Source organism: Vreelandella sp. L-15, assembly GCF_056857635.1.
The window spans coordinates 23,827-47,515 of the sequence record NZ_JBSXNN010000021.1; the positions used below are offsets into that span (position 1 = coordinate 23,827).

At 56.9% G+C, this 23,689-nt stretch carries 18 protein-coding genes and 1 pseudogene; 15 read left to right on the top strand and 4 right to left on the bottom strand.

Going from position 1 to position 23,689, the window contains the following annotated elements; genetic code table 11:
• Positions 1-113: 113 nt before the first annotated feature.
• From AC13CY_RS01700 to rsd, 4 genes are all read left to right on the top strand, one after another.
• Positions 114-2,468, top strand: a complete 2,355-nt coding sequence (locus AC13CY_RS01700) for a Tex family protein (RefSeq protein ID WP_074210370.1) — start codon at positions 114-116, stop codon at positions 2,466-2,468.
• Between the two features lie 142 nt (positions 2,469-2,610).
• Positions 2,611-4,251 (top strand): glutamate--cysteine ligase, encoded by a 1,641-nt coding sequence (gene gshA / locus AC13CY_RS01705; protein WP_074210371.1) that lies wholly within the window; start codon positions 2,611-2,613, stop codon positions 4,249-4,251.
• Positions 4,248-4,748, top strand: coding sequence for a disulfide bond formation protein B (locus tag AC13CY_RS01710; protein ID WP_058578366.1), 501 nt, complete (start codon positions 4,248-4,250; stop codon positions 4,746-4,748). Before gshA ends, AC13CY_RS01710 begins: the two co-directional genes overlap by 4 nt.
• Positions 4,749-4,915: 167 nt before the next feature.
• Complete coding sequence (gene rsd, locus AC13CY_RS01715; RefSeq protein ID WP_044630363.1) at positions 4,916-5,404, top strand: sigma D regulator; 489 nt, start codon at positions 4,916-4,918, stop codon at positions 5,402-5,404.
• A gap of 259 nt (positions 5,405-5,663) precedes the next feature.
• On the opposite strand, the gene AC13CY_RS01720 is transcribed toward rsd, so the two are convergent.
• Together AC13CY_RS01720 and AC13CY_RS01725 are read right to left on the bottom strand one after the other, a co-directional pair.
• Positions 5,664-8,741 (bottom strand): efflux RND transporter permease subunit, encoded by a 3,078-nt coding sequence (locus tag AC13CY_RS01720; protein ID WP_172514642.1) that lies wholly within the window; start codon positions 8,739-8,741, stop codon positions 5,664-5,666.
• Positions 8,725-9,816 carry an efflux RND transporter periplasmic adaptor subunit gene (locus AC13CY_RS01725; RefSeq protein ID WP_044630361.1) on the bottom strand — a complete coding sequence of 364 codons (1,092 nt, stop codon included), beginning with the start codon at positions 9,814-9,816 and terminating at the stop codon, positions 8,725-8,727. Before AC13CY_RS01725 ends, AC13CY_RS01720 begins: the two co-directional genes overlap by 17 nt.
• Before the next feature lie 225 nt (positions 9,817-10,041).
• On the opposite strand from AC13CY_RS01725, the gene AC13CY_RS01730 reads away from it, so the two are divergent.
• Positions 10,042-11,016 carry a malate dehydrogenase gene (locus AC13CY_RS01730; protein WP_016913321.1) on the top strand — a complete coding sequence of 325 codons (975 nt, stop codon included), beginning with the start codon at positions 10,042-10,044 and terminating at the stop codon, positions 11,014-11,016.
• A gap of 231 nt (positions 11,017-11,247) precedes the next feature.
• Positions 11,248-11,481 (top strand): hypothetical protein, encoded by a 234-nt coding sequence (locus AC13CY_RS01735; RefSeq protein ID WP_044630754.1) that lies wholly within the window; start codon positions 11,248-11,250, stop codon positions 11,479-11,481.
• A gap of 1,033 nt (positions 11,482-12,514) precedes the next feature.
• Here the strand turns inward: AC13CY_RS01735 and AC13CY_RS01740 are convergent.
• Complete coding sequence (locus AC13CY_RS01740; protein WP_044630753.1) at positions 12,515-13,171, bottom strand: histidinol-phosphatase; 657 nt, start codon at positions 13,169-13,171, stop codon at positions 12,515-12,517.
• Positions 13,172-13,334: 163 nt separating this feature from the next.
• Between AC13CY_RS01740 and AC13CY_RS01745 the strand changes: the two genes are divergently transcribed.
• Positions 13,335-13,829, top strand: coding sequence for an RNA pyrophosphohydrolase (locus tag AC13CY_RS01745; RefSeq protein WP_009096477.1), 495 nt, complete (start codon positions 13,335-13,337; stop codon positions 13,827-13,829).
• A gap of 87 nt (positions 13,830-13,916) precedes the next feature.
• Positions 13,917-16,178, top strand: a complete 2,262-nt coding sequence (gene ptsP, locus AC13CY_RS01750) for a phosphoenolpyruvate--protein phosphotransferase (protein ID WP_058576374.1) — start codon at positions 13,917-13,919, stop codon at positions 16,176-16,178.
• A 7-nt stretch (positions 16,179-16,185) separates the two neighbouring features.
• On the opposite strand, the gene AC13CY_RS01755 is transcribed toward ptsP, so the two are convergent.
• Positions 16,186-16,953: an NRDE family protein gene (locus AC13CY_RS01755; RefSeq protein WP_062375815.1), complete on the bottom strand. Its 768-nt coding sequence runs from the start codon at positions 16,951-16,953 to the stop codon at positions 16,186-16,188.
• Positions 16,954-17,102: 149 nt separating this feature from the next.
• Here AC13CY_RS01755 and AC13CY_RS01760 point away from each other — a divergent pair, with 149 nt between their 5' ends.
• The 7 genes and pseudogenes from AC13CY_RS01760 to AC13CY_RS01790 all read left to right on the top strand — a co-directional run.
• Positions 17,103-18,266, top strand: a complete 1,164-nt coding sequence (locus AC13CY_RS01760) for a response regulator (RefSeq protein WP_089676023.1) — start codon at positions 17,103-17,105, stop codon at positions 18,264-18,266.
• A complete protein-coding gene (locus tag AC13CY_RS01765) occupies positions 18,263-19,060 on the top strand; it encodes a sulfite exporter TauE/SafE family protein (protein ID WP_062363212.1) in 798 nt (265 codons plus the stop codon). Before AC13CY_RS01760 ends, AC13CY_RS01765 begins: the two co-directional genes overlap by 4 nt.
• A 50-nt stretch (positions 19,061-19,110) precedes the next feature.
• Positions 19,111-19,899, top strand: a complete 789-nt coding sequence (gene lgt, locus AC13CY_RS01770) for a prolipoprotein diacylglyceryl transferase (RefSeq protein WP_044630748.1) — start codon at positions 19,111-19,113, stop codon at positions 19,897-19,899.
• Positions 19,900-20,402: 503 nt separating this feature from the next.
• Complete coding sequence (locus AC13CY_RS01775) at positions 20,403-21,248, top strand: thymidylate synthase (protein ID WP_044630811.1); 846 nt, start codon at positions 20,403-20,405, stop codon at positions 21,246-21,248.
• Positions 21,245-21,784, top strand: a complete 540-nt coding sequence (locus AC13CY_RS01780; protein ID WP_172514640.1) for a dihydrofolate reductase — start codon at positions 21,245-21,247, stop codon at positions 21,782-21,784. Before AC13CY_RS01775 ends, AC13CY_RS01780 begins: the two co-directional genes overlap by 4 nt.
• Before the next feature lie 21 nt (positions 21,785-21,805).
• Complete coding sequence (locus AC13CY_RS01785; RefSeq protein WP_172514639.1) at positions 21,806-22,510, top strand: ProQ/FINO family protein; 705 nt, start codon at positions 21,806-21,808, stop codon at positions 22,508-22,510.
• A gap of 251 nt (positions 22,511-22,761) precedes the next feature.
• A pseudogene (locus AC13CY_RS01790) lies at positions 22,762-23,478 on the top strand (porin); the annotation flags it as partial.
• Positions 23,479-23,689 lie beyond the last annotated feature (211 nt).

A 23,689-nucleotide genomic window follows, 5' to 3' on the forward strand; every position in this document is an offset into this window, starting at 1 on the left:
TTGGCAGAGGTAGAGGGAAGGTGAAGATAGGGGTAGCGGGCAATCCATGCCAGTCTAGGTGGTTTGTGGTACCTTGTCGGCACCTCGAATGCTGCATGAGTTAGTTGCACGTTATGGATGTCAAACAACGCATTACTGCACGCTTGGCCGAAGAGCTAAGCGTCCGGCCTGAACAAGTCGCCGCAACGGTAGAGCTTCTGGATGGTGGCGCTACCGTTCCTTTTATTGCCCGTTACCGTAAAGAAGTCACTGGCGCGCTGGATGATACGCAGCTTCGCCAGTTGGACGAACGCCTGCGCTACCTGCGCGAGCTTGAAGAGCGTCGTGAAGCGGTACTGGCCGCCATCGATGAGCAGGGCAAGTTAGACCCCACACTCAAAGCGACCATTCAAGCCGCCGATACCAAGCAGCGTTTGGAAGATTTATACCTCCCCTTCAAGAAAAAGCGCCGCACCAAAGCCCAAATTGCCCGTGAAGCCGGGTTAGAGCCCCTGGCGGATGCGCTGTTAGCGAATCCAACGCTTGACCCCGAAAGCGAAGCCGCCCAATACCTGCGCGAAGCCGAAGGGGATATCCCCGCCATTGAAGATGCCAAGGCGGCGCTGGATGGTGCCAAGCAGATTCTGATGGAGCGCTTTGCAGAAGACCCCGAGCTGATTGGTCAACTGCGGGAGCGGCTATGGCAAGAGGGCGAGCTCAGTGCGCGCGTGCTGGATGGCAAACAGCAGGAGGGCGCGAAGTTCTCCGACTACTTCGAGCACGACGAAAAGCTGTCGAAAGTGCCCTCGCACCGGGCGCTGGCCATGTTCCGTGGCCGCAACGAAGGCATCTTAAGCCTAGCGATCCGTTTGCCGGGTGAAGACGACGCACCCACTCATCCCGCCCAAGTGGCGATTGCCAAGCACGTAGGCATTAGTGATGAGGGACGCGCGGCGGATAAATGGTTAAGCGAAGTAGTTCGCTGGACCTGGCGCGTGAAGCTTTACACCGCGTTGGAAACCGAACTACTGGGCCGCCTGCGTGAACACGCCGAGCAGACCGCTATCGACGTATTTGCCGCCAACCTGAAAGACCTACTACTGGCAGCGCCTGCCGGGCAGAAAGTCACGTTGGCATTAGACCCCGGCCTGCGCACCGGCTGTAAAGTAGCGGTGATCGACGCCACCGGTCAGTTTATTGACCAAGCAACGATCTACCCCCATGCGCCGCAAAACCGCTGGGATGAATCCCTTAACGTGCTGGCCAAGCTAGTAAAACAGCACGGTGTGGAGCTGATCGCGGTAGGTAACGGCACCGCCAGCCGCGAAACCGACAAGCTCGCGGGCGAGCTAGTAAAAGCGCTGGCCCCAGCCCATCGGCTGAGCAAGGTAATGGTATCCGAGGCGGGCGCATCGGTGTATTCGGCATCCGAGTACGCCGCGCGCGAACTCCCGGATCTCGACGTGACCATTCGCGGCGCTGTCTCTATCGCTCGCCGCTTGCAAGACCCTTTAGCCGAGCTGGTGAAGATCGAGCCCAAATCCATTGGTGTGGGCCAGTATCAGCACGATGTTTCCCAAGTACAGCTCTCTCGCAGCTTGGAAGCCGTGATTGAGGACTGTGTTAACGCCGTGGGCGTGGATCTCAATACCGCGTCCAGCGCGCTGCTTTCCCGTGTGGCAGGCCTAAGCGCCGCTATTGCCGAAAATATCGTCGCTCAGCGCAACCTGCAGGGGGCATTCAAGAGCCGTAAAGAGCTGCTTGAAGTGAGCCGCCTTGGCCCGAAAACCTTCGAGCAGTGCGCAGGCTTTTTGCGTATTAGCAATGCTGAGAACCCGCTGGATGCCAGTGCGGTTCACCCCGAGGCCTACACGCTGGTAGAGCGCATTGCCAAGCAGAACAGCCGCGACGTGAAAGGGCTGATTGGCGACAGCGCCACTCTGAAAGCACTCAAGCCCGCCGACTTCGCCGACGAGCGTTTTGGTGTACCCACCGTGAGCGACATCCTCAAAGAGCTGGATAAGCCCGGCCGCGACCCGCGCCCAGAGTTCAAAGCCGCTGAATTCCGCGAGGGCGTTGAAACCCTCAATGACCTCAAGCTCGGCATGGTGCTGGAAGGCACCGTCACCAACGTGACCCACTTCGGGGCGTTTGTGGATATCGGCGTTCACCAAGACGGCCTCGTGCATATCTCGGCGCTTTCCGACCGCTTTATTGATGATCCGCGTAGCGTTGTGAAGGCGGGCGATATCGTCACGGTAAAAGTGATGAGCGTGGATATTCCGCGTAAACGGGTAGGGCTATCCATGCGTTTGGATGACGAGCCGGAACAGCCCGAAGCACCAGGCAGCACAGCCTCGGCAGCGCCGCGCAAACCCACTCGCAGCCGCCGCCAAGGCGGGCAGCGCCAGGGCAATCAGCAGAGCGAACCCCCTGCTGCGATGGGTGCGCTTGGGGCTGCGCTGATGAAAGCCAAGCGGGGCAAATAGTCGCGCGTCTTGAATATTTAACCATTGTCGCCATATCCTGCTGTCTATTCTCGATGAGAAAGCAGGGTAATGGTTATGGCGATGCCAGCTGACTTCAACAAGGCCTGCTTAATGCAGGCCTTACTAACAAGGAGTGTTCACCTTGTCTGAACCTCTCACTGTGCCATCTTCGCTCACCGCCCAGGTAGAGCGGTTGCTGCCAAGCGCGCGACTTGGGCGCTTAGGGCGCTTGCGTCGCGGGTTGGAGAAAGAGGGTCTGCGTGTTGATGCCCATGGCCATATTGCCCAAACGGCTCATCCGCACGCGCTCGGATCGAAACTGACGCACCCGCATATCACCACCGATTACTCTGAGGCGCTGCTGGAGTACATCACTCCGGTGTACTCCGAGCCTAAAGAGGCGCTGGCGTTTTTATCTGATCTGCACACCTTTACCTATCACCACTTGGAAAACGAGTGGATCTGGCCGGGCAGCATGCCCTCGCGGCTTTCAGGTAACGATAGTGTGCCCATTGCGGATTACGGCAGCTCTAACGTCGGTACCATGAAGCATGTCTACCGTAAGGGTTTAGACGTACGCTATGGCCGTATTATGCAGGCCATCGCGGGCGTGCATTACAACGTGTCGCTGCCGGACGATATGTGGCACGCGCTGCGGGAAATGGAAAAAGCCACCAACATCCCGTTTAACGATTACCGCTCGACCCGCTACTTCGGGATGATTCGCCACTTCCGCCGCCATAGTTGGTTGCTGCTCTACTTGTTTGGCGCGTCTCCTGCGATAGACAAAAGCTTCCTGCCGAATGGCCAAGTGCCGGATAAGCTGCAGCCGCTCAGCGACGATACCTATTACGCGCCTTATGCCACTACACTGCGTATGTCGGATCTTGGCTATCAGAACAAAGTGCAGTCGCAGCTTAAAATTTGCTTCAATTCGCTGTCGAACTACGTCAACACGCTGCGCCATGCCATTTCCACCCCCTGGCCGGACTACGAAGCGCTGGGCGTGAGAAACGGCGACGAGTGGCAGCAGCTTAACGCCAATATCCTGCAGATCGAAAACGAGTACTACAGCGATATTCGACCCAAACGCGTAGCCAAGCACAACGAAACGCCAAGCCAGGCGTTGGAGGCCCGGGGCGTCGAATACATCGAAGTGCGCTGCCTGGATCTCAATCCGTTCGATCCGTTGGGCGTCACGGAATCCCAGATGCGCTTTGTCGATACCTTCCTGATGTGGTGCCTACTCAGCGACAGCCCCTGGATTTCCGATGAAGAGTGTGACCGCCTAGACGATAACCGACGGCTGGTCGTAGAGCGCGGCCGCGACCCGGAACTGCGCCTAACTCGCAATGGGGAATCGGTCACGCTGCCTGCTTGGGGCGAGCAAATTTTTGCTGAAATGGCTGAGGTGGCACGCTTGCTGGATGCTGTCGAGGAGGGCGAACCCCATGCAGCAGCGCTTGAAGCTCTTGCACCACGCTTGAAAGATCCTTCGTTGACCCCCTCGGCGCAAATGCTGGCGCGCTTGCAAGAGGGCAATGGATCACTAAGCGACACGCTACTGAGCATGGCGCAGGCCCAAGCCGATAAGCTGAAAGCCACGCCGATGCTGCGTTCCCGCGAAGCGCTACTCGCTCAACTGATCGACACCTCTCACCAGCAGCAGCGGGATATTGAGGAGGCCGACCAAGAGAGCTTTAGCGAGTTCCTAGAGAGTTATTTCACCAAAGCGCGAGAGTCTCGGGTGCTTTCTGCACTGCCACCCGAGGATGCGCAATGACATTGTCAGCCATTCGTCCGACGGCACTCGCCGGTGTCGCGTTTTGCGTACTGATGATGGCCGTAGCGCTGAGCCTTGAGCATATTGTGGGTTTAGAGCCCTGCCCGCTATGTATTTTTCAGCGAGTAGCGGTTATCGCCGCCGGGCTAGTGCTAGCTGTGGCAGCCATTCACAACCCTAAAGGGGGCGTGGGTAGAGGCATTTATGGCCTGTTAGGGTTAGCTGCCGTGGGCACCGGTGCCTTTATCGCCGGGCGTCATGTGTGGCTGCAGGGCTTACCAGCAGATGAGGTGCCTAGCTGTGGCCCAGGGCTGGATTACATGATGGATATCCTGCCTATGCAGGAAGTCGTCGCCATGGTGCTTACCGGCTCTGGGGAGTGCGCTGAGATCGACTTCATGCTGTTGGGGCTGTCACTGCCTGCCTGGACGCTGATCGGTTTTTTGGTGCTGGCCCTGGCGCCGCTGCGTATGCTGTGGCTAGCCATCAAGCGCTAGCCTAGTCGTTAGGCAGCCGATCTATCGACGGCTGTCTAACGCAAGCGTTGACTATCGAAGACGTACTCTCCAGTATCAAGGAAATCATTCCCGCCAGGATTGACAGAGGCAGAAGGAAAAGCGAGTCTAGCCCTGTTCAAGGCGGCTATCTGCAAGGAGAAAGCCCCATGCTCGAAGATTGCAAAAATGCCCTGGAGCGCTGGGGAGGCGTACACAGCTTAATTGATCGCTGGCTTGATCAGCGTCGCGCGCTACTCGTGAGCTTTATTGAACTAAAAGAAGCCTGCGATGCGGAGCTGGAAGCCGTGAGCAAAGCGCGCATTGATACCTTCAGCGAACTGCTGATGGACTATATCAGTGCTGGGCACTTTGAGATTTACCCGCAGCTTGCGGAAGAAGCGAAAGCTTTTAATGACGAAAGCGCGCTTCACATTGCCGCACAACTGCTAGAGCGCCTGGAAATGTCTACTGCCATGGTGCTGGAGTTTGATGAAGACTTCGTATCCCCGGTGCGCTGCCAACAAAACCTAGCGCGGTTACCCGCTTGGATTGACCGTCTCGCCAAAGGGCTCACCGAACGCTTCGCCCTGGAGGAACAGCTCATCGCACGCCTCCATGCAGCCCACAGCCCCCAGCAGATCAAATCTCCCGCTTAATGCCGCGCCCCTGTAGCGCGGCGTAACGAAAGAGCGAGAGCAACGAGCGAAAGAGGCACCCGCGGAGGCGGCGCCAGCCGCCCCGGTAACGCCACCGAACCCAGCACGCTTCCGTACGATAAAACGCCACCACCACCCCCGGCGCCCCCATCGGCAACGCTCTGCGCGTTGCTTCGCGGGTGCGCTCCGCTTACGCCGCGCTACGGGTGCGGCGCCAACGATGCAAATGGGGTTGCCCGTAGCGGGGTGGGGCGCGTTTTCAACCGAGATCTTTCTCCCGCCGTAAGCGGCCGCCAATCACCAGCATGCAGGGGGTGAGCAGCAGGGTGAGGAAGGTGGCGAACGTCAACCCACCGGCAATCGCGCTGGACATTTGTGTCCACCACTGGGCAGACGGGGCGTTGAAACCTAATGCCGGGGCAAACAAATTGACGTTGACGCCCAACACCATCGGCATCAACCCCAGTACGGTCGTAATCGCGGTGAGTAGCACCGGGCGCAGGCGTAAACAGCCTGCTTCCAAGGCCGCTTGAGCGGGGGGCATGCCCTCGGCGCGCAGCTCATTGTAGGTATCGATCAAGACGATATTGTTGTTGACCACGATGCCCGCCAGCGCGATCACCCCCATGCCTACCATCACAATGCCGAACGCTTGGCCGGTGATGAGTAGTCCCATCAATACCCCTGCCGTTGAGAACACAATCGCCGACAGTACCAGCGCGGCTTGGTAGTAGCTATTGAACTGCGTCACCAGAATCAGTGCCATCAAGCCAATCGCAACCAAGAAAGCGCTGACCAGAAACTGCATCGACTCCTGCTGATCCTCTTGCTCACCGGCGACGTTAACCATCAAACCGTCGGGCAGTTGGCCCTGGCCAGCGTCCAATAGAGCGCGCAGCCGCTCATCGGCCAAGAATCCTGGAGCTAAGTCGGCTTCGATCGTAATGGCACGGCGGCCATCAATGCGGTTAAGCGTGCCCACTTTTGGTGCAGGAGTAATCTCCACAAAGTGCGAAATAGGCACCTGCCCGCGAGGGGTATTAATCGTCAAACGCTCAAGCTGGTTCAATGTGCGCCAGTTTTCTGGCAGGCGAACGCGAATATCCACTTCATCATTCACCGTCGGCGGGCGGTAAGTGGCGACTTGCAGGCCGGTAGTGAGCAGTTGAACGGCACTGCCGATGGTGGTGATATCGGTTCCCATACGGGCAGCGGCTTCGCGATCCACATGCACCTGCCACTCGACGCCCGGCAGGCTGCGGTTATCCTGAATATCGGTAAAGCCGCCAAGGTTGCGCATCATCGCCGTGATTTGATCAACCCCTGCATCGGCAATGTCCGGGTCGGTAGCACTCACTTCCAGCACAATCGGCTTGCCGCCGCCGGGGCCCATCTCCTGCTCTTGAAACTCCAGGGTAATGCCTGGGATATCCTGGGTGCGCTCAGCCATATCCGCCAGAATGGTGCGAGCAGGACGGCGCTGGTGCCAGTCGATGAACTGAAACTGCAGCATGCCAATCACATCGCTGCCCATCTGTTGATCAGGTACGGCATAAGAGCGCGCATAGAGCGCTTCCACTTCGCTCAGTCCGCCCAGCCGCTGCTCCACGCGCTGCAATATCGCGTCAGTTTCTTCCGCCGAAAAATCGCCACGGGCGCGTACCAGTACCTGGGCGCTGTCCGGCTCGACACTGGGAAAAAAGTCTACGCCATGGTTAAAGCGTGCATAGCCGGTGTACAGAAGCGCGATCAACAGCACCGCAAACAGCAGTACCCAGGCCGGATGCTGCAGCAGGCGGCTCAATATCCGGCGATACCCACGCCCCAGCGCCGTGCTTTCATCTATCGGCCCGGTACCACTGGCATGAGAGGTGCGCGTGAACAGGCGGCCCAGCGTAGGCAAGAACACCAGCGCCATGGCCAGCGAGGCCAGCAAGCATAAAATCACCGTGGCGGGCAGGTACTTCATAAATTGGCCCACCACGCCCGGCCAAAACAGCAGCGGGATGAACACGGCGAGTGTCGTTGCCGTAGAGGCGATGACCGGCCAGCTCATGCGTGAGGCCGCATCGAGCCACGCTTGATGCGGCGCTTGGCCGTCGTGCAGATGCCGGTCGGCCAACTCGCTGACGACGATAGCCCCATCCACGAGCATGCCCGCGACCAAAATCAGTGCAAACAGCACGACAATATTGAGCGTAAATCCAAACGCCCACACCAGCAGAATGCCGGTGAGGAACGCTCCTGGAATGGTCAGCCCTACCAGCAGCGCCATCCGCCAGCCCATCACGGCCACCACCACGATGAGTACCAGCACAACGGCGGTTAACACGTTATTCAGCAGCTCCGAGAGCATATTCTGCACGGTAACCGACTCATCCAGAATAGTGGTTATCCGTAGCTGTTCGGGCAGCAGGTCTTCCGCGAGTGCGAACTGCTCTCGCACTGCTTCAATGGTCGCGATGATGTTGGCCCCAGCGCGTTTGGAGATTTCCAGCACCACGGCGGGCTGGCTATCAATACGGGCAAATCCTTCGGCCTCTTTGTAGGTGGGGTGAATCCAGGCCACATCGCCAAAGGTGACCACTTGATCTCCTTCTACTTTCACCGGCATGTTCATCACGTCGTTTAACGACTCAATAATGCCGGGAACCTTTAACGCTAAACGCCCCGCGCCCGTATCCAGACTGCCTGCGGCGACCAAGCGGTTATTGCGTGATATCTGATTGAACAGGGTGTCGAAATCAACGCCGTAGCTCTCCAGCACCAGCGGGTCGACGACGATCTCCAACAGGTCCTCCCGTTCGCCAGCAATCTCTACCTCGAGCACATCGGCGATGCCTTCGATTTCCTCTTTCAAGCGCCGGGCAATCGTCATCCGCTCCCGGGTATCCAGATCGCCGGAGAGGCCGATACTCAGAACGGGAAACTCGGAGACGTTAACTTCCATCACCCGTGGCTCTTCCGCTTCATCGGGCAGGCTGCTGCGGGCAATATCGACGCGCTCGCGCACATCGGCCAGCGCGGTGTCTGGGTCAAAACCAGGGTCGAACTCAAGCGTCACCGAACCGTGCCCTTCACTGGACTGAGCGGTGAATTTACGCAGCCCCTCGATGCCACGCAGCTCTTGCTCCATGGGGCGAACCAGTAGACGCTCGCCATCTTCGGGGCTGACGCCCTCCAGCGCGAGAGATACGTAGATAATCGGAATGGTAACGTCGGGGTTGGCTTCTTTGGGAATCGCCTGCCATGCGGCCGTGCCCGCCAGTAGCAGCCCTACCAGTAGCAGCAGTGTGGTACGGGTATGGGTGAGGGCGGCATTAATTAACTGGCGCATGTCCACCTTCCTGGGCAGGCACGGGGGTTACTGCTTCGCCGGGGCGGACCAAGCCAGCCCCTAATGTAATGAGAGTGACCGGGTCGGGCAGGCCGCTGACATAGGCGCGCTGGGTATCGGCGCTAACTAGCTCGACGGCGGTTTGCACGACACGATCCTCGTCATCCAAGTGCTTGATGGCTAACTGGCCACGCTCATCAAGGCTGAATAACGCAGGCGAAAGGGTGTGCACTTGGCGGGGTGGCAATGTGATCGTGAACTCTGCACTGCCTCCCGCTAAGCGCAGGCGCTCGGGGTTGTCGAGTGCTACTTCGATATAGAACGTACGGGTCGCTTCTTCTGCACGGCTGCTGATATAGCTCACTTCGCCAGCGAGCGATCCACCGTTAAGTAGACGGGCCGTCACGGGTAACCCCACGCTTAAAGCACCTATCTGCTGCTGTGACACCCAGGCGGTACCGGTTAGGCGGCGATCATCAATCAAGCGTGCCCACTCTTCGCCTGGCTGGAGTAGGTCGCCAAGCTCTACCTGTATTCGGTCGAGGGTGCCGTCAAATGGGGCAGTGGGCCGGGTGTCTTGCAGCTGTTTCTCTAGCTGCGCCACCTGCGCCGCGCTGGCGCTGAGCGCGCTTTGCAGGCGCAGCAGCTCCGGCTGGGAAATTAGCTCACGACGGCGCAGGCTCTGGGCACCGGCGTACTCGGCTTCGGCCAGCGCTAGTTCATCTCTGGCCTGCCGCAAGCGTTCGGGCAGGGCATCGTTATCCAGCACTAGTAGCGTTTCGCCCTGGCGCACGCTCTCTCCTTGCTTGACCGGCTTCTCTGCGACGTAACCCGCGACGTTGGCACGCAGCACTGTCTCACGCTCAGCGGTGAGCTGGCCCTGTAGCACCTGCTGGGGAATATACGGCGTGCTCTGCTGAGTGCTTACCTCGACGCGGGGGAGGGCCTCGGCTTGCTCTGCTGTGCTTTCAGGAGGTGAAGATTGAAACTGCTGAAAATCGCCAACGGCCAGCCATACCACTAACGCCAGCACCAGCAGGCTAGCCAGCGCGTAAGAGGGGGGAATTCGTCGCATGGAAAGTCACTGTTCCAAGGGAATGACAAAATAGATAGCGCGGTAAGGATGGTACCGCAGCCCGTCACACCATAGCGTAACTGGCCGTTTTCAGCGAGTATCAAGCCCGCGTGCAAATGGGTAGTCGTCTCATGTCTGATTGAGTTTTTGAGCGTCTGGGCATACCATCATGGCGCTATTCTTTACCAGGCGAACCTCCATTAGGCGAACCATCAAGGAGCAATGATGAAAGATCCAGTACGTATTGCGATTACCGGCGGTGCCGGCCAGATCAGCTACTCTCTTATTTTCCGTATTGCCGCTGGCGACATGCTAGGGCCGGATCAGCCTGTCATTCTCCAGCTTCTCGAAATTCCTCAAGCGATGGACGCGCTGAACGGCGTCGTGATGGAAGTTAACGACTGTGCGTTCCCGCTGGTGCAAGACATCGTTGCCACCGACGACCCGAACGTTGCCTTTAAAGATGCTGACTTCGCTCTGCTGGTAGGTGCACGTCCGCGTGGCCCGGGTATGGAGCGTAAAGATCTGCTGGAAGCCAACGCCGCGATCTTCTCTGTACAGGGTAAAGCACTGAACGACCATGCTAGCCGTGATGTGAAAGTGCTGGTCGTCGGCAACCCGGCCAACACCAACGCGCTGATTGCTTCCTGCAACGCGCCGGATCTGGACGCTGGTCAGTTCACTGCCATGACGCGTCTGGACCACAACCGCGCGCTGACCCAGCTGGCTCAGAAAACTGGCAAGCACGTCACTGACGTCGAAAACATGATCATCTGGGGCAACCATAGTGCCACCCAGTACCCGGATCTGGCCCAGTGCAAAGTCGACGGCAAAGCCGCTTTCGATCTGGTCGAGCGTGACTGGTACGAAAACGACTTCATCCCGACTGTACAGCAGCGCGGTGCCGCCATCATCAAAGCGCGCGGTGCTTCCTCTGCCGCTTCTGCTGCGTCATCTGCCATCGACCACATGCGCGATTGGGCGCTGGGTTGCGACGGCATCGTCAGCATGGCGATTCCCTCCGACGGCAGCTACGGCATTGCCGAAGGCATCATCTACTCCTACCCGGTGCGCTGCCAGGGTGGCAAATATGAAATCGTCCAAGGCTTCGAACTGGACGCGTTCAGCAAAGAGAAGATGCAAGCCACCGAAAAAGAACTGCGTGAAGAGCGCGCTGCCGTTGAGCACCTGCTCGGCTAAACGCGCCTGCTAAGCGCTTTTTATAAGCGCTTAGTCACGCAAAACCCCGCAAGATTTCTTGCGGGGTTTTTTTGTCGGTATTGGCTGCGCAGGTACGACCCTCCAATAGGGTGAGCGCCACGAGTCAATGTGCGCCTCGAGTTTTTGATGAAAAGAGTGTCGAATAGAGCAGCGGTAGATAAAGACGTAAGAACGCTGGGGCACTCATCGGCACCGTTAGAGGAGAAGGGTATGCAGGCGATTGAGTTTGAGGCAGACATTCAAGACGGTATGGTTAAAATCCCGGACGAATATGGAGACTTAAAAAACAGGCATGCCCGGATTGTGGTGCTGTATGAAAACAGCACATCAGAGCCGAGCGAGCCTGGGCCGTCATCCGGTCTCGATTTCTCGTCTGTCAAAGCGCCCACTCTGACAACCCAGGAAGGGGTCGAATATCAACGGAGCATGCGGGATGAGTGGTAACTATTTGCTCGATACAAACGTTTTTATCAACGCGATCGAGCGACAGCTATGCCTGCCGCCTGCCTATTACGCTTACTCCGTGATCACTGAGCTTGAACTGTTGGGATTCCCAGGTTGACCCCTTCAAGAAGAACAGGCTATTTCAGCTTTATTAGCCAAGCTGACACGCGTCGAGCTCAACCACTCGGTAAAAATAGAGACGATCAACACACGTCGTCATACTCAGATGAAATTACCTGACAGCATCATTTCTGCATCTGCCACGGTGACGCAAACAACATTGGTCACAGACGATGCCAAATTGGCAGCTAAGCACCCAGGCAAAGCTATGTCTTTGAATATGCTCTTGAGTTCTTAAGAGTAGATGTCGTCACCGAGATTGAATGATTCACGGTGGCCCAATCCAGGCGGCTAATCGCCGCCTTCGCGGGTGCCTCATTTGCTCGTCCCTCGCAAGATTCGTTACGCCGCGCTACGGGTGTCACGTACTTGAGGTGGACTAATTTGTAGCGCGGCGTAAGCGGAGCGCACCCGCGAAGCACCCCGCCAGGGGTGCCGATGGCGTCACCAAGATTTGATGGTTCACGGTGGCTCCATCCGGGCGGCTCACCGCCGCCTTCGCGGGTGCCTCATTTGCTCGTCCCTCGCAAGATTCGTTACGCCGCGCTACGGGGTGTCACGTACTTGAAGTGGGCACCTTGTAGCGCGTGGTAAGCGAAGCGCACCCGCGAAGCACCCCGTGAGGGGTGCCGAAGGCGGCTCAGAGATTTGATGATTCACTTTAGCCCAATCCGGGCGGCTAATCGCCGCCCCCCCCCCGCGGGTGCCTCATTTGCTCGTTACCTCGCAAGATTCGTTACGCCGCGCTACGGGGGGCCATGTACTTGAGGTGGGCTAATTTGTAGCGCGGCGTAAGCGGAGCGCACCCGCGAAGCACCCCTCTAGGGGTGCCGATGGTGGCATTAGGTTGGATGAATTACGGTGGTGATATCGAGGCGGCTGTCGCCATCTCACGAAATGCGTGACACTTACCTTAATCCCGCAGGCTCATGATCCGCCAATGGCGCTCTTCTGCCACTTTACGCAGGGTGTCGTCTGGGTCGACGGCAACCGGGTGATCAACTTTCTCAAGTAGCGGTAGATCGTTGTGAGAATCGCTATAGAACCACGCGCCGTCCATGGTGATATCTTGGGCTTCTAGCCACGCTTGTAGGCGGATGACTTTACCCTCGCGGTAACTGGGCACGCCGTCAACACGGCCAGTATAGCGGCCATCGACCATTTCCGGCTCTACAGCGATTAAATCATCAACACCTAAGCGCTCGGCAATGGGGCCGGTAATAAAACGGTTGGTGGCAGTGATAATCAGCAGCGTATCGCCTTTGGTGCGGTGGCGGGCCAGCAGCTCCTCGGCTTTGGGCAGAATATGCGGCTCGATTTTGCTGGCCATGAATTGCTGGTGCCACGCCGCCAGCTGCTCCGGCGTGTTTTCAGCCAGCGGTTTCAGCGCCATTTCCAAAAATGCCGCCATATCCAGAGTGCCCGCGTTGTAATCGGCGAGAAAGCGCTCGTTGGCCTCGCGGTAGGCCACCGGGTCCACTGCGCCTTGCTCCACCAGAAACTCACCCCAGGCATGGTCGCTGTCGATGGATAGCAGCGTATTGTCCAAATCGAAAATGGCCAGACTCACGGCGCTCCCCTTATGGTTAATGTTGGACGTTGGTCGTCGGATACAAAGCGCCGGATTATCGCAGAGTCACCTAGGTTTCACCACTTAGCGTGATATTGTATTGATACGCTTGTCTCCCTTGTGGAAAAATGGGCATAACTGAAAATTTATGAAGGTGATGTCCGTGATCGACGCTGACGGCTTTCGCCCCAATGTTGGCATTATCATTGCCAATAGCCAGGGGCAGCTGCTTTGGGCGCGTCGTGTAGGGCAAAATGCGTGGCAATTTCCCCAGGGAGGCATTAAGGCAAGCGAGACGCCACAACAAGCGCTTTTTCGTGAACTCCACGAAGAGATCGGCTTAACCGCCGACGATGTTGATATTGTCGCCTGCACCCGGGGCTGGCTGCGCTACCGTCTGCCACGACGCATGATTCGTACCCACTCAAGGCCAGTGTGTATTGGCCAAAAACAGAAGTGGTTTTTACTCAAAATTCGTTGCCAAGAAAACCGTATTTGTATGACGGCCACGCCCAAGCCGGAATTCGACGGTTGGCGATGGGTTAGCTACTGGTACCCGTTAGGGCAAGTGGTGCCGTTTAAACGAGAGGTCTATCGGCGTGCGCTAAGAGAGCTTTCTCCTCGCGTGCAGCGCTTGGCACAAGATAACGAAGGATAACGCGCGCATCATTGCAGGATAAAAGCAGTGTTAGCCCAGCCGGACAATCCCTCAGCGAGGCAAATAATAGTGAATAGGAAAACGTCCATGCTTGAGGTGCTGCGACGCGTTATTCAAGAAGTGAATGGCGCACGGAACCTCGACGCCGCGCTGTCGACCATGGTGCGCCGCATACGCAAAGCCATGCAGACCGACGTGTGCTCCTTTTATCTTTACGATAAAGAACTGGAGTCGTTGGTTCTGATGGAAACCATTGGTCTGCGTACCCAAGCCGTGGGTCGTGTCGTGTTGCCGCTGGGGGAAGGCCTAGTGGGGCTGGTGGCCAAGCGCAGCGAGCCGCTCAACTTGGAAGATGCCCAGTCGCACTCCCATTTCCGCTACTTTGAAGCGACCGGTGAAGAGCGTTATTCAAGCTTTCTTGGGGTGCCGATTATCCACCAGCGCCACATGTTGGGGGTGCTGGTGGTGCAGCAGGCGGAAAAGCGCCGCTACGATGACGAAGATGAAGCCTTCCTGGTCACCATGGCGGCACAGCTTTCGGGCGTGCTGGCTCATGCCTTAGCCACCGGTAATCTCACTCGCCCCGCGCTACCCGGTGGCCAGGCGATGTTCAAAGGGGTCGCGGCCTCACCCGGCATGGCCATGGGCGAAGCCGTGGTGATCACTCCTCCCGCCGACCTCAATAGCGTTCCTGATCTTATTCCCAGCGACCAGGAGTACGAAATTGCCCGGCTAAAAGAGGCCATCGGCAAAACCCGCGATGAGATTCGTGCCGCTGCAGAGCGTTTGGTTAACCGGATCTCTTCCCAGGAGCTAGCGCTGTTTGATGTTTATCAACAGATGCTGGGAGAGGCCGCGCTCTCCGAAGAGGTGGAAAAGCGCATTCGCGAAGGCCAGTGGGCGCCGGGGGCGCTCGCCGATGTCGTTCGCCGCCACGTGCAATACCTAGAGCGTGTCGATGATGACTACCTGCGCGAGCGGGCAGCAGATATTCGCGACCTGGGCCGTCGCGTGTTGGCGCACCTGCAAGAAGATACGCCTTCCACGCCGGAAACCTATCCAGACAGCGCCATTTTAGTTGGCGATGAAATCAGTGTGGCCATGCTGGGCGAAGTGCCGCGCGACAAGCTAAAAGGATTGGTGTCGGTACGTGGTTCCAGTACGTCTCACGTGGCGATTGTCGCCCGTGCCATGGGCATTCCCACGGTATTAGGAATGGTAGACCTGCCGCTGCCACGCCTGAACGGTGCGCCCGTGGTGCTAGATGGCCACCGGGGGCGGCTATTTGTGCGTCCTGCCGCCGAGCTGCAAACCCGCTACGCTAGCCTGATTGCCGAAGAGAAAGTGCTCAGCGAAGTGCTGGAGCATGAACAGGATCTGCCCAGTAGAACCCCCGACGGCCATGAAATGCCGCTGATGGTGAATACTGGCTTGGCGGTGGATGCCTCTGCACTGCTGAAAAGCCGCATTGGCGGGGTGGGGCTCTATCGCACCGAAGTGCCATTTATGATTACCGAGCGCTTCCCAGGTGAAAAAGAGCAGATGCGCATGTACCGCGAGCAGTTGAAAGGCTTTGCGCCGCTGCCGGTGGTGATGCGTACTCTAGATATCGGTGGCGACAAAGATTTGCCCTATTTCCCGATTGAGGAAGCCAACCCGTTCCTGGGCTGGCGGGGTATGCGCGTTACCCTGGATCATCCTGAAGTTCTGATGGTACAGCTGCGCGCCATGCTTAAAGCCTCCCACGATTTAGGCAATCTCTACGTGCTGCTCCCCATGATCACCAATGTGGAGGAGGTCGATGAGGCAATACGGCTGCTTGATCGCGCCATCTTAGAGTTGGGCGAAGAGGGTATTAAGGTTGAGCGGCCAAAAGTGGGGGTCATGATTGAAGTGCCCGCGACTATTTATCAAATGGACGCGCTGGCTAAGCGTGTCGATTTTTTCTCGGTAGGCAGTAATGACCTTACCCAGTACCTGCTAGCGGTGGATCGTAACAATCCGCGGGTGTCTAGCCTGTACGATGCGCTGCATCCCGCGCTACTTGGCGCTTTACAAGAGCTGGCTCAGGATGCGAAGCGGCTGAATAAGCCTATTTCGCTGTGTGGTGAGCTGGCGGGTGACCCAGCAGGCGCGCTGCTGTTGATGGCGATGGGCTTTACCAGTCTTTCCATGAACGCCCCCAGCTTGCCAAAAGTGCGTGCCGCGATTCGTCGGGTCACGCTGGCTGATGCGCAAACGCTGCTCAAAGAGATCATGCGGCTGGATACGCCCGCACTGGTCCATGAGCATCTTAATAAACGGCTGGATGAGTGGCAGTTGTCGCACCTACTGCCCCCTCGTGATTAATAAGCTACTATCGTTGGCATAGCGCCGTAAGTGTCGTTTCGCCAGTAAAGCGCCCGAGCGGCCCAAAGCGCTGCTCAGTGATAGCCACATCGCCCCGGTGGCTGAGCGTCAGCCAAGTAGTCGCGCGGGTGCCGTACTGCTCGCCGACGATAAAAGCCGCTGAGAGCTGACGCTCAAGAGTAACGCCAACCCCCGTATCGGGTAGCAAGTGATCGGCGGCTTGCCCTGGGTTTTGCAGCGCCTGTCGCGTGGCGGGCCGCCATAGGTGATTATTACTACCCTGCATAGCGCAACGTACAGCCTGTAGTTTAGGCCAAGGTGTATTCAAACTGGCATTGGAAAGCCCATGAACCCCGGGCGGCACATTAACAAGGGATATGCCATCGCTTCCCCGGTGCAGGTGCCAGCATTGGTGGGTGGTAGCGACTAATAAATTAAAGCCAGCGTAGCGCTCGGCTTGGTGGCTCGCCATGGTGTCTAGCCATGCGGCGGGGTTGTCACTGCTAAGTACCCCCGCCACCAGTTCGCCTCGGCTGGGCGCGTTAGGGGGCGTGGGTAAGGTGGTATCGCGTACGTTGGTAAGTGCCGCCACAATGCCGTATCGATTTGCTGCCAGCCATGTACCACCCGCTTCCAAGTCTCTGCCACCCAGCAGTGCTTTGTCGCTCCACGCACTCAGTGGGGCAGTAGGGCGTGCATGGAACTCATCACGATTACCCGCTAAGCGTAGAGGAGTGTGGCTATCGGGTGACCAACGAAACGTAATTAAACACATAAATGACTCATAATAGGCATTATTCGGGGCATACTTAAGTGGCGCGACATGACACACTTCCGGTGGAGACGTACACTGACTTTCGCGCCGTGATTAATGATGCGGGCTATCTCTACTAGCCTAACGCCCTGCCAACTGGGACATCGCGAATGACACAACGCTATCAGCGAGAGCACTTCTGGAATGCCATTATCTGGCCAGTTCTATGGCCATTATTACTGGTTCAGGCCGCGCTTGTCCTGCTATGTGTGTTGGTAGGAGCCGTTATCTGGCTAATGTCACCCAGCCAAGCGTCATGGGCAACCACGGTGTGGCTAATGCTTGCCCTTCTGTTGGGCAGCTGCATGAATGTAGGCGTTTTTTTAATGTTAATCAAAGCGCGGAGCAAGTATAAGGACACACTCTTCACGCAGGGGCTTAGCGAGCTTGAGCAGCGTATTGACGAGCTGCGCAGGAGGGTGGCCCTTAACTCTTTACCAGCGCTTGTTGAGCCGAAGGCCGATGAACAGCCCTGCCAGCGGCTTACCCTGGCGAACGACCAGCTAGAAGGGGTTATTCGAACGCTTGATAAAGCGAGTCATGTGGTCACACAGGATGGTCATGCTAGGAGTGACCAAGCGTTGTTGGATGACTTGCATCACCAGCAGAAGCAACTCAAACATTTAATGGCAGGCAGGGAGCGGGCAAGAGAGGAGTCTCGGCTTAAATCAGGCTACCTAACGTTGATGCAACGAGAAGCCGATAGCCTGTTTGAGCACCTTGGCAGCATGCTAACGGAGGATGCGTCTGAGACCAGCCGCCAGAACGTTACCCACCTGCGTGAACGCCTTGCTGATATCCGCTCACTATTAGCTAATTTCGTGCAGCAGAGTGTGAATGAGACAAGCAGTGACGATTTATCAGGGGGCGGTGAGCACCGGCCTCGCGTATTGGTCGTTGACGATGGGCCGGTAAACTTAATGCTGGCGCGGCAAATGTTAGAGTCCCAGGGCCTTAAGGTGGAAGGTGTCAGTAGCGGTGAGCAAGCCCTAGAACGCCAGCAGTCCACTTTTTATGATTTAGTCTTTATGGATATTTTTATGCCCACTCTCGATGGGCTTGAGACGACTCGCCGTTGGCGTAAGTTTGAGCAATCAAATCAAAAGCAGCGCAGTGTGATGATTGCGTTGACCGCCAATGTCGATAACGCGGGCAGAGATACCTACGAAGCCGCTGGAATGGATGACCTTCTAGCCAAACCCTATCAACCGGATACCTTGCATAGCATGATTAATAAATGGTTGCCTCACGCCCTGGAGAGGCCGAGCCAATGACCTTTGCAGCCATTTTAGCCAGTTACTTGGCGCTAGGGGCAGTCGCTGGCACGATGGCCGGGCTATTTGGGGTTGGTGGCGGGATCATTATTGTTCCTGTGCTGGTGTTTGCCTTCGGGCTACAGGGCATTTCCCCTGAGATCACTATGCACCTTGCTGTTGGCACCTCGCTTGCCACTATCGTCATTACCGGCGCTTCTTCAGCCCTTGGGCATTTTCGTAAAGGTAGCGTGCATCGTGCTTGGTTTATGGCCTTGCTGCCCGGCTTAATGCTAGGCGCGATTGCTGGGGTGTTTATTGCTGATAACTTGTCGGGCACCGTGCTGGGTACGCTTTTTGGCGTCTTCGTACTTCTATTAGCTACCAAAATGGTCATCGGGCTTACGCCGAAACCCGGCACTATTGCCCCTGGAAAAGTAGCAATGGCCATTGCGGGTGGCGTAGTTGGAGCGATTTCTGCGCTGTTCGGTATAGGCGGTGGTGCCATGACAGTGCCTTGGCTCTCTCGCTGCGGTGCCACTATGACACAAGCGGTGGGAACCTCTGCGGCCTGTGGCTTACCAATAGCAGTGGTAGGGGCGGTGACCTTTATCGTGGTGGGGTGGGGGAACCCGCTCTTGCCGCATTGGGCAACCGGATTTGTTATGTGGCCAGCATTTATCGGTATCGTAGCCACCAGCGTACCGTTTGCCCGTATTGGCGTGCGTTTGGCCCATGTGCTGCCTGCCGATGTACTGCGTTTCTGTTTTGCTGCTCTGCTCGCTGTGGTGGGATTACGCTTCATACTGGCGTAATGGCGCTTTGGCACACTGTAGCGTTTCTTTTATTTGATTAGAGAAAGTGAATGATTAACTACCCAACGATAGACCCTGTTGCGATTTCCCTCGGCCCGTTGCAAGTGCATTGGTACGGCCTCATGTACGTGGTCGGCTTCGTGGCGGCGTGGTGGCTAGGCTGCAAACGTGCCCCGCGTCTAGGAATGAACAAAGACGACATTGGCGATTTGCTTTTCTACTGTGCCATTGGCGTAGTCGCCGGTGGTCGCTTGGGCTACGCGCTGTTTTACGGATTAGAACAGTGGATGGCCGACCCGCTCTGGATCTTCCGCGTGTGGGATGGCGGCATGAGCTTCCATGGTGGCTTGATGGGCGTATTGCTGGCCGCCTGGCTATTTGCCCGCCGCAAGCAGTTGGCCTTCTTCACCCTCACCGACTTCATCGCCCCGCTCGTGCCGATTGGCCTGGGGGCTGGGCGCATCGGCAACTTCATCAACCACGAGCTGCCCGGCCGCGTGACCTCGCTTCCCTGGGGCATGCCCTTTCCCGGCATGGGCCCAGAGCCGCGTCACCCCTCGGCACTCTACGAAGCCGTATTGGAAGGCGCCGTGCTGTTCGTCATCCTCTGGTGGGTCTCGGCCAAACCTCGTGCGCGCGGGTTCATCTCCGGCCTGTTTCTGCTGGGCTACGGCGTCTTCCGCTTCATGGTCGAATTCGTCCGCATGCCCGACGCCCACATCGGCTACCTCGCCTTTGGCTGGTTCACCATGGGCATGCTCCTCACCCTACCCATGATTATTCTCGGACTCCTCCTGATGCTCTGGTCAAAAGGCAAGCCCATCGACGCCAAGGTATGATCTGGATGTGGCGCTCAGAGTATCCACCTAAACCTGTCTGTGGGAGGCCAATTTTATTGGGCGACTGTTTGGGCAGGCACTTGTGCCTGCATCATCGCGAGCTAAAGCTCCCTCCCACAAGAAGCCCCTTCCTGCAGCAGCAAAGTGGCTGGGTAGAGCCGTGGATTCAGGCTAGCCCAAGCTTGCCTGTGGGAGGCCAATTTCATTGGGCGACTGTTTGGGCAGGCACTTGTGCTTGCATCATCGCGAGCTAAAGCTCCCTCCCACAAGAAGCCCCTTCCTGCAGCAGCAAAGTGGCTGGGTAGAGCCAGTGGATTCAGGCTAGCCTGAGTAGCCGCCCAAGCTTGCCTGTGGGAGGCCAATTTCATTGGGCGACTGTCTGGGCAGGCACTTGTGCCTGCATCATCGCGAGCTAAAGCTCCCTCCCACCACCCTTAACATAGACGTTGCCTTTAGGGCGGCCTAGAATACAGCCTCATACTCGCTGTTAATCTGGAAATCTTGTGACTGCTACAACGCCTTCGCTTACCACGTCGAACGAATTGCCTGCGCTTGAACAGCCTTACCTGGACCTGATGCGCACTGTGCTCGAACAGGGCGTTGATCGCGGTGACCGTACCGGTACGGGTACGCGCTCGGTGTTTGGCCACCAGATGCGCTTCGATCTTTCCCGTGGGTTTCCGCTGCTGACCACCAAGAAGCTGCACCTGCGCTCCATCATCCACGAGCTGCTGTGGTTTCTGAAGGGCGATACCAACATCGGTTACCTGAAAGAGCACGGCGTGCGTATCTGGGACGAGTGGGCTGATGAAGAGGGCAACCTGGGCCCCGTATATGGCTACCAGTGGCGTAGCTGGCCGCACCCCAAGGGCGGCAGCGTGGATCAAATTGCCAATGTGCTAGAGCAAATTCGCACCAACCCGCAGTCGCGGCGGTTAATTGTCTCGGCCTGGAACCCAGGCCAAGTGGATGAAATGAAGCTGCCGCCTTGTCACTGTCTGTTTCAGTTCTACGTCGCCAACGGGCGACTCTCCTGCCAGCTTTACCAGCGCAGTGCCGATATTTTCCTCGGCGTGCCGTTCAATATCGCCAGTTACGCGTTGCTGCTGAGCATGGTGGCCCAGGTCACGGGCTTACAGCCGGGGGAATTCGTTCACACGCTTGGAGATGCCCACCTGTATAGCAACCATCTAGAGCAGGCGCAGGAGCAGCTAACCCGCACGCCCATGCCACCGCCTCGGCTCGTGCTCAATCCAGAGGTCACGAACCTATTCGACTTCACCTTCGATGATATTCAGATCGAAAATTACGCGTCCCATCCGCATATCAAAGCAAAGGTAGCCGTATGAGTCAGCAAGCCACCGCCTATGAACCGCTGGTGCCCGTTGCGATGATCGTCGCCATGGCCAAGAATCGCGTCATTGGCGTCGATGGCAAGCTACCCTGGTACTTGCCTGAAGATTTGAAATTCTTCAAACGTATGACCCAGGCCAAGCCGCTGGTCATGGGACGTAAAACCTTCGCCTCCATTGGCAAGCCGCTGCCCAATCGTCTCAATATCGTCGTGACTCGGGATGCCCAGTTTAGTGCAGAAGGCACGCGCGTATGCCATGAGCTACCGGCTGCGTTAGCGCTTGCCGATCAGCAGGCGACCATCGAGGCGGCGGAAGAAATCATGGTCATGGGCGGCGGCGAGATTTACCGTCAAGCCTTACCGTTTGCCCAACGTCTCTACATCACGGAAGTCGATATAGAAGTGGAAGGCGATGCGCACTTCCCCGCGTTCTCGACGGAGGAGTGGCAAGAAGTTCAGCGAGTCGCCGGGCAGCCCGCAGAAGGGCAGTCAAATTATGACTTCGTCGTGTATGAGCGTGTCAACGACTGACCAAGGGCAAAGGAGGGGGTTATGGCCGCCAGCGTACTGCATCTGTTAGAAACGTTAGAAACTCGGCTTGAGCAAAAAAATGCCGAAATCACAGCGCTGCGCGAAGAGAACGAGCGTTTAAAGCAGCAGTTGGCAGCTGTGGCAGCGCTAAGCGCCTCGTCTACAGCAGGTGTAGAAGCGCCTCAAGAAGCGCCTGCTGAGATATCCGCTCAGATACCTTCTCAGAAGACATCTACTCAGCCACCCTCGCCGCAGGCGCTGCTAAAGCAGTGGTATCAACGCTATCCCAATGCGTTTTTTAAAGGACACACCAAACCGCTGAAGGTGGGGATTCACCAGGATTTAGCTGAACGTGAACCCTGGTCGGGTAAGTTAATTCGGCGGGCACTGGCGAATTACGTCAATTTGCCTCGCTACGTAAAATCAATGCGCGAAGGGGCTGAACGGATCGATTTGGATGGTAATCCGGCAGGCAGGGTAGATAAAGAAGCCGCGCAGCATGCGAGCGAGCGACGTAATGAAAAGCCGGAAAAAAAGGTGGCTGATAGCGCCCCGCCTTCTGCCCCAAAAAACGCTGCTCAAGCGGTAGAGCCAGCAAAAAAAGCGCCACAGAAGATAAGTGAGCAGTACCCAAAAACCGCAGTGTCAGAAAAAACAGAACAGAAAAAGCCGCTTAGCCTTGAAGAGAAGCTAAAGGGCTTGCAGCAGAAATTCGAAGGCCACTGAGACCAAAAACAGTTGTCTGGGTTCCATAAAAAAGCACAAAACGTAAAAAAACACTGTTTTTTTTCTATTGCGTTCCCTGGAATCCCGGTATAGAGTTTGACCTGCGAGCATTGGACTATAACAAGGCTTTGTTGAGGACATGTCGCATACCACCGGGAAAAACCGGCGGATGAGAAAAAGAGCATGGCCCGCAAGCCACATACTGGCTTCTTAGAAGGCCGGTAATAACGATCGAAACAGTAAGCTAGTTGCAGTACGGTACTTTCCAAGCTGGTAACTTTGATAGCTTCTACAACCAGTTTGTATCTCTGCCGTTCGACGTTTACATCGATCGTGGCCTAGAGTTCGCTAGTCATCGTAAGCAGTCTCGCGGCGATTCTATCGGTTACTATACACCCGACTTGAGCGGCTTCACCGCTTTCCTGCAGGCTAAGCATTATACTGCACGTGGTGCAGCTGATCCTTCTGCTGATTCTGAAGTGGCAGCTCAAGGTGGTGTTCGCTATGCACAAGGTCCAGTTACTATCGGTCTTGGTTTTGTTGATGACGTAGCGCGCATTGATGAGAATAACGCAGGCAATGGCGGTGGTAACGATGAAATGTTGTACGGCCTGATTGGTTCGTACGATGTAACTGATCAGTTCTCGCTGCGTTTGGGTTACGAAACCCGTGATGACAACGAAGTGCGGGGCGGTGGCTTCGACACCGTTGGCCTTGGTGGTACTTACACCACTGGCCCGTGGGCATTTGCTGCTGACATCTACGAAGTAGATCCGGATGGCGAAGAAAGCCGCACTTCTTGGGCACTGGGTACTTACTACAAAGTTTCCAGCAACTTCGACGTATTCGTAGAGCTGCAGCAGCCGGATCAGCAGTCCATCAACGTTACTCTTGATGGCTCTGACTCTGAAATCAATGCTGATGGCGACGACATGTACTGGCTGACAGGCGCTCGTTACCACTTCTAAGCTTGGTTTAAACCACGCTTACGGGTGTAACCCCTGTAGACAGAATAGAACCGGCCCCTTTTAGGGGCCGGTTTTTTTGTTTGCCCGGCGAAGCCGGCAAACCCGGCCATCTGAAAGAAGATGGCGTCACCCCGACTGAGGGGAAGACAATCCGACTGGCAAGGGCGTCACTGGCCAACGGTGGGGTCTGAAGGAAGCCATAGGAAGTTAA

Excerpts from the sequence above, each read along its gene's own strand:
- AC13CY_RS01765 (WP_062363212.1), top strand. The coding sequence starts at position 18,263 with ATGACCTTTGCAGCCATTTTAGCCAGTTACTTGGCGCTAGGGGCAGTC.
- AC13CY_RS01730 (WP_016913321.1), top strand. The coding sequence starts at position 10,042 with ATGAAAGATCCAGTACGTATTGCGATTACCGGCGGTGCCGGCCAGATC.
- AC13CY_RS01700 (WP_074210370.1), top strand. The coding sequence starts at position 114 with ATGGATGTCAAACAACGCATTACTGCACGCTTGGCCGAAGAGCTAAGC.
- AC13CY_RS01720 (WP_172514642.1), bottom strand. The coding sequence starts at position 8,741 with ATGCGCCAGTTAATTAATGCCGCCCTCACCCATACCCGTACCACACTG.
- AC13CY_RS01710 (WP_058578366.1), top strand. The coding sequence starts at position 4,248 with ATGACATTGTCAGCCATTCGTCCGACGGCACTCGCCGGTGTCGCGTTT.
- AC13CY_RS01725 (WP_044630361.1), bottom strand. The coding sequence starts at position 9,816 with ATGCGACGAATTCCCCCCTCTTACGCGCTGGCTAGCCTGCTGGTGCTG.
- lgt (WP_044630748.1), top strand. The coding sequence starts at position 19,111 with ATGATTAACTACCCAACGATAGACCCTGTTGCGATTTCCCTCGGCCCG.
- AC13CY_RS01735 (WP_044630754.1), top strand. The coding sequence starts at position 11,248 with ATGCAGGCGATTGAGTTTGAGGCAGACATTCAAGACGGTATGGTTAAA.
- AC13CY_RS01785 (WP_172514639.1), top strand. The coding sequence starts at position 21,806 with ATGGCCGCCAGCGTACTGCATCTGTTAGAAACGTTAGAAACTCGGCTT.
- AC13CY_RS01780 (WP_172514640.1), top strand. The coding sequence starts at position 21,245 with ATGAGTCAGCAAGCCACCGCCTATGAACCGCTGGTGCCCGTTGCGATG.
- ptsP (WP_058576374.1), top strand. The coding sequence starts at position 13,917 with ATGCTTGAGGTGCTGCGACGCGTTATTCAAGAAGTGAATGGCGCACGG.
- AC13CY_RS01755 (WP_062375815.1), bottom strand. The coding sequence starts at position 16,953 with ATGTGTTTAATTACGTTTCGTTGGTCACCCGATAGCCACACTCCTCTA.
- rsd (WP_044630363.1), top strand. The coding sequence starts at position 4,916 with ATGCTCGAAGATTGCAAAAATGCCCTGGAGCGCTGGGGAGGCGTACAC.
- AC13CY_RS01760 (WP_089676023.1), top strand. The coding sequence starts at position 17,103 with ATGACACAACGCTATCAGCGAGAGCACTTCTGGAATGCCATTATCTGG.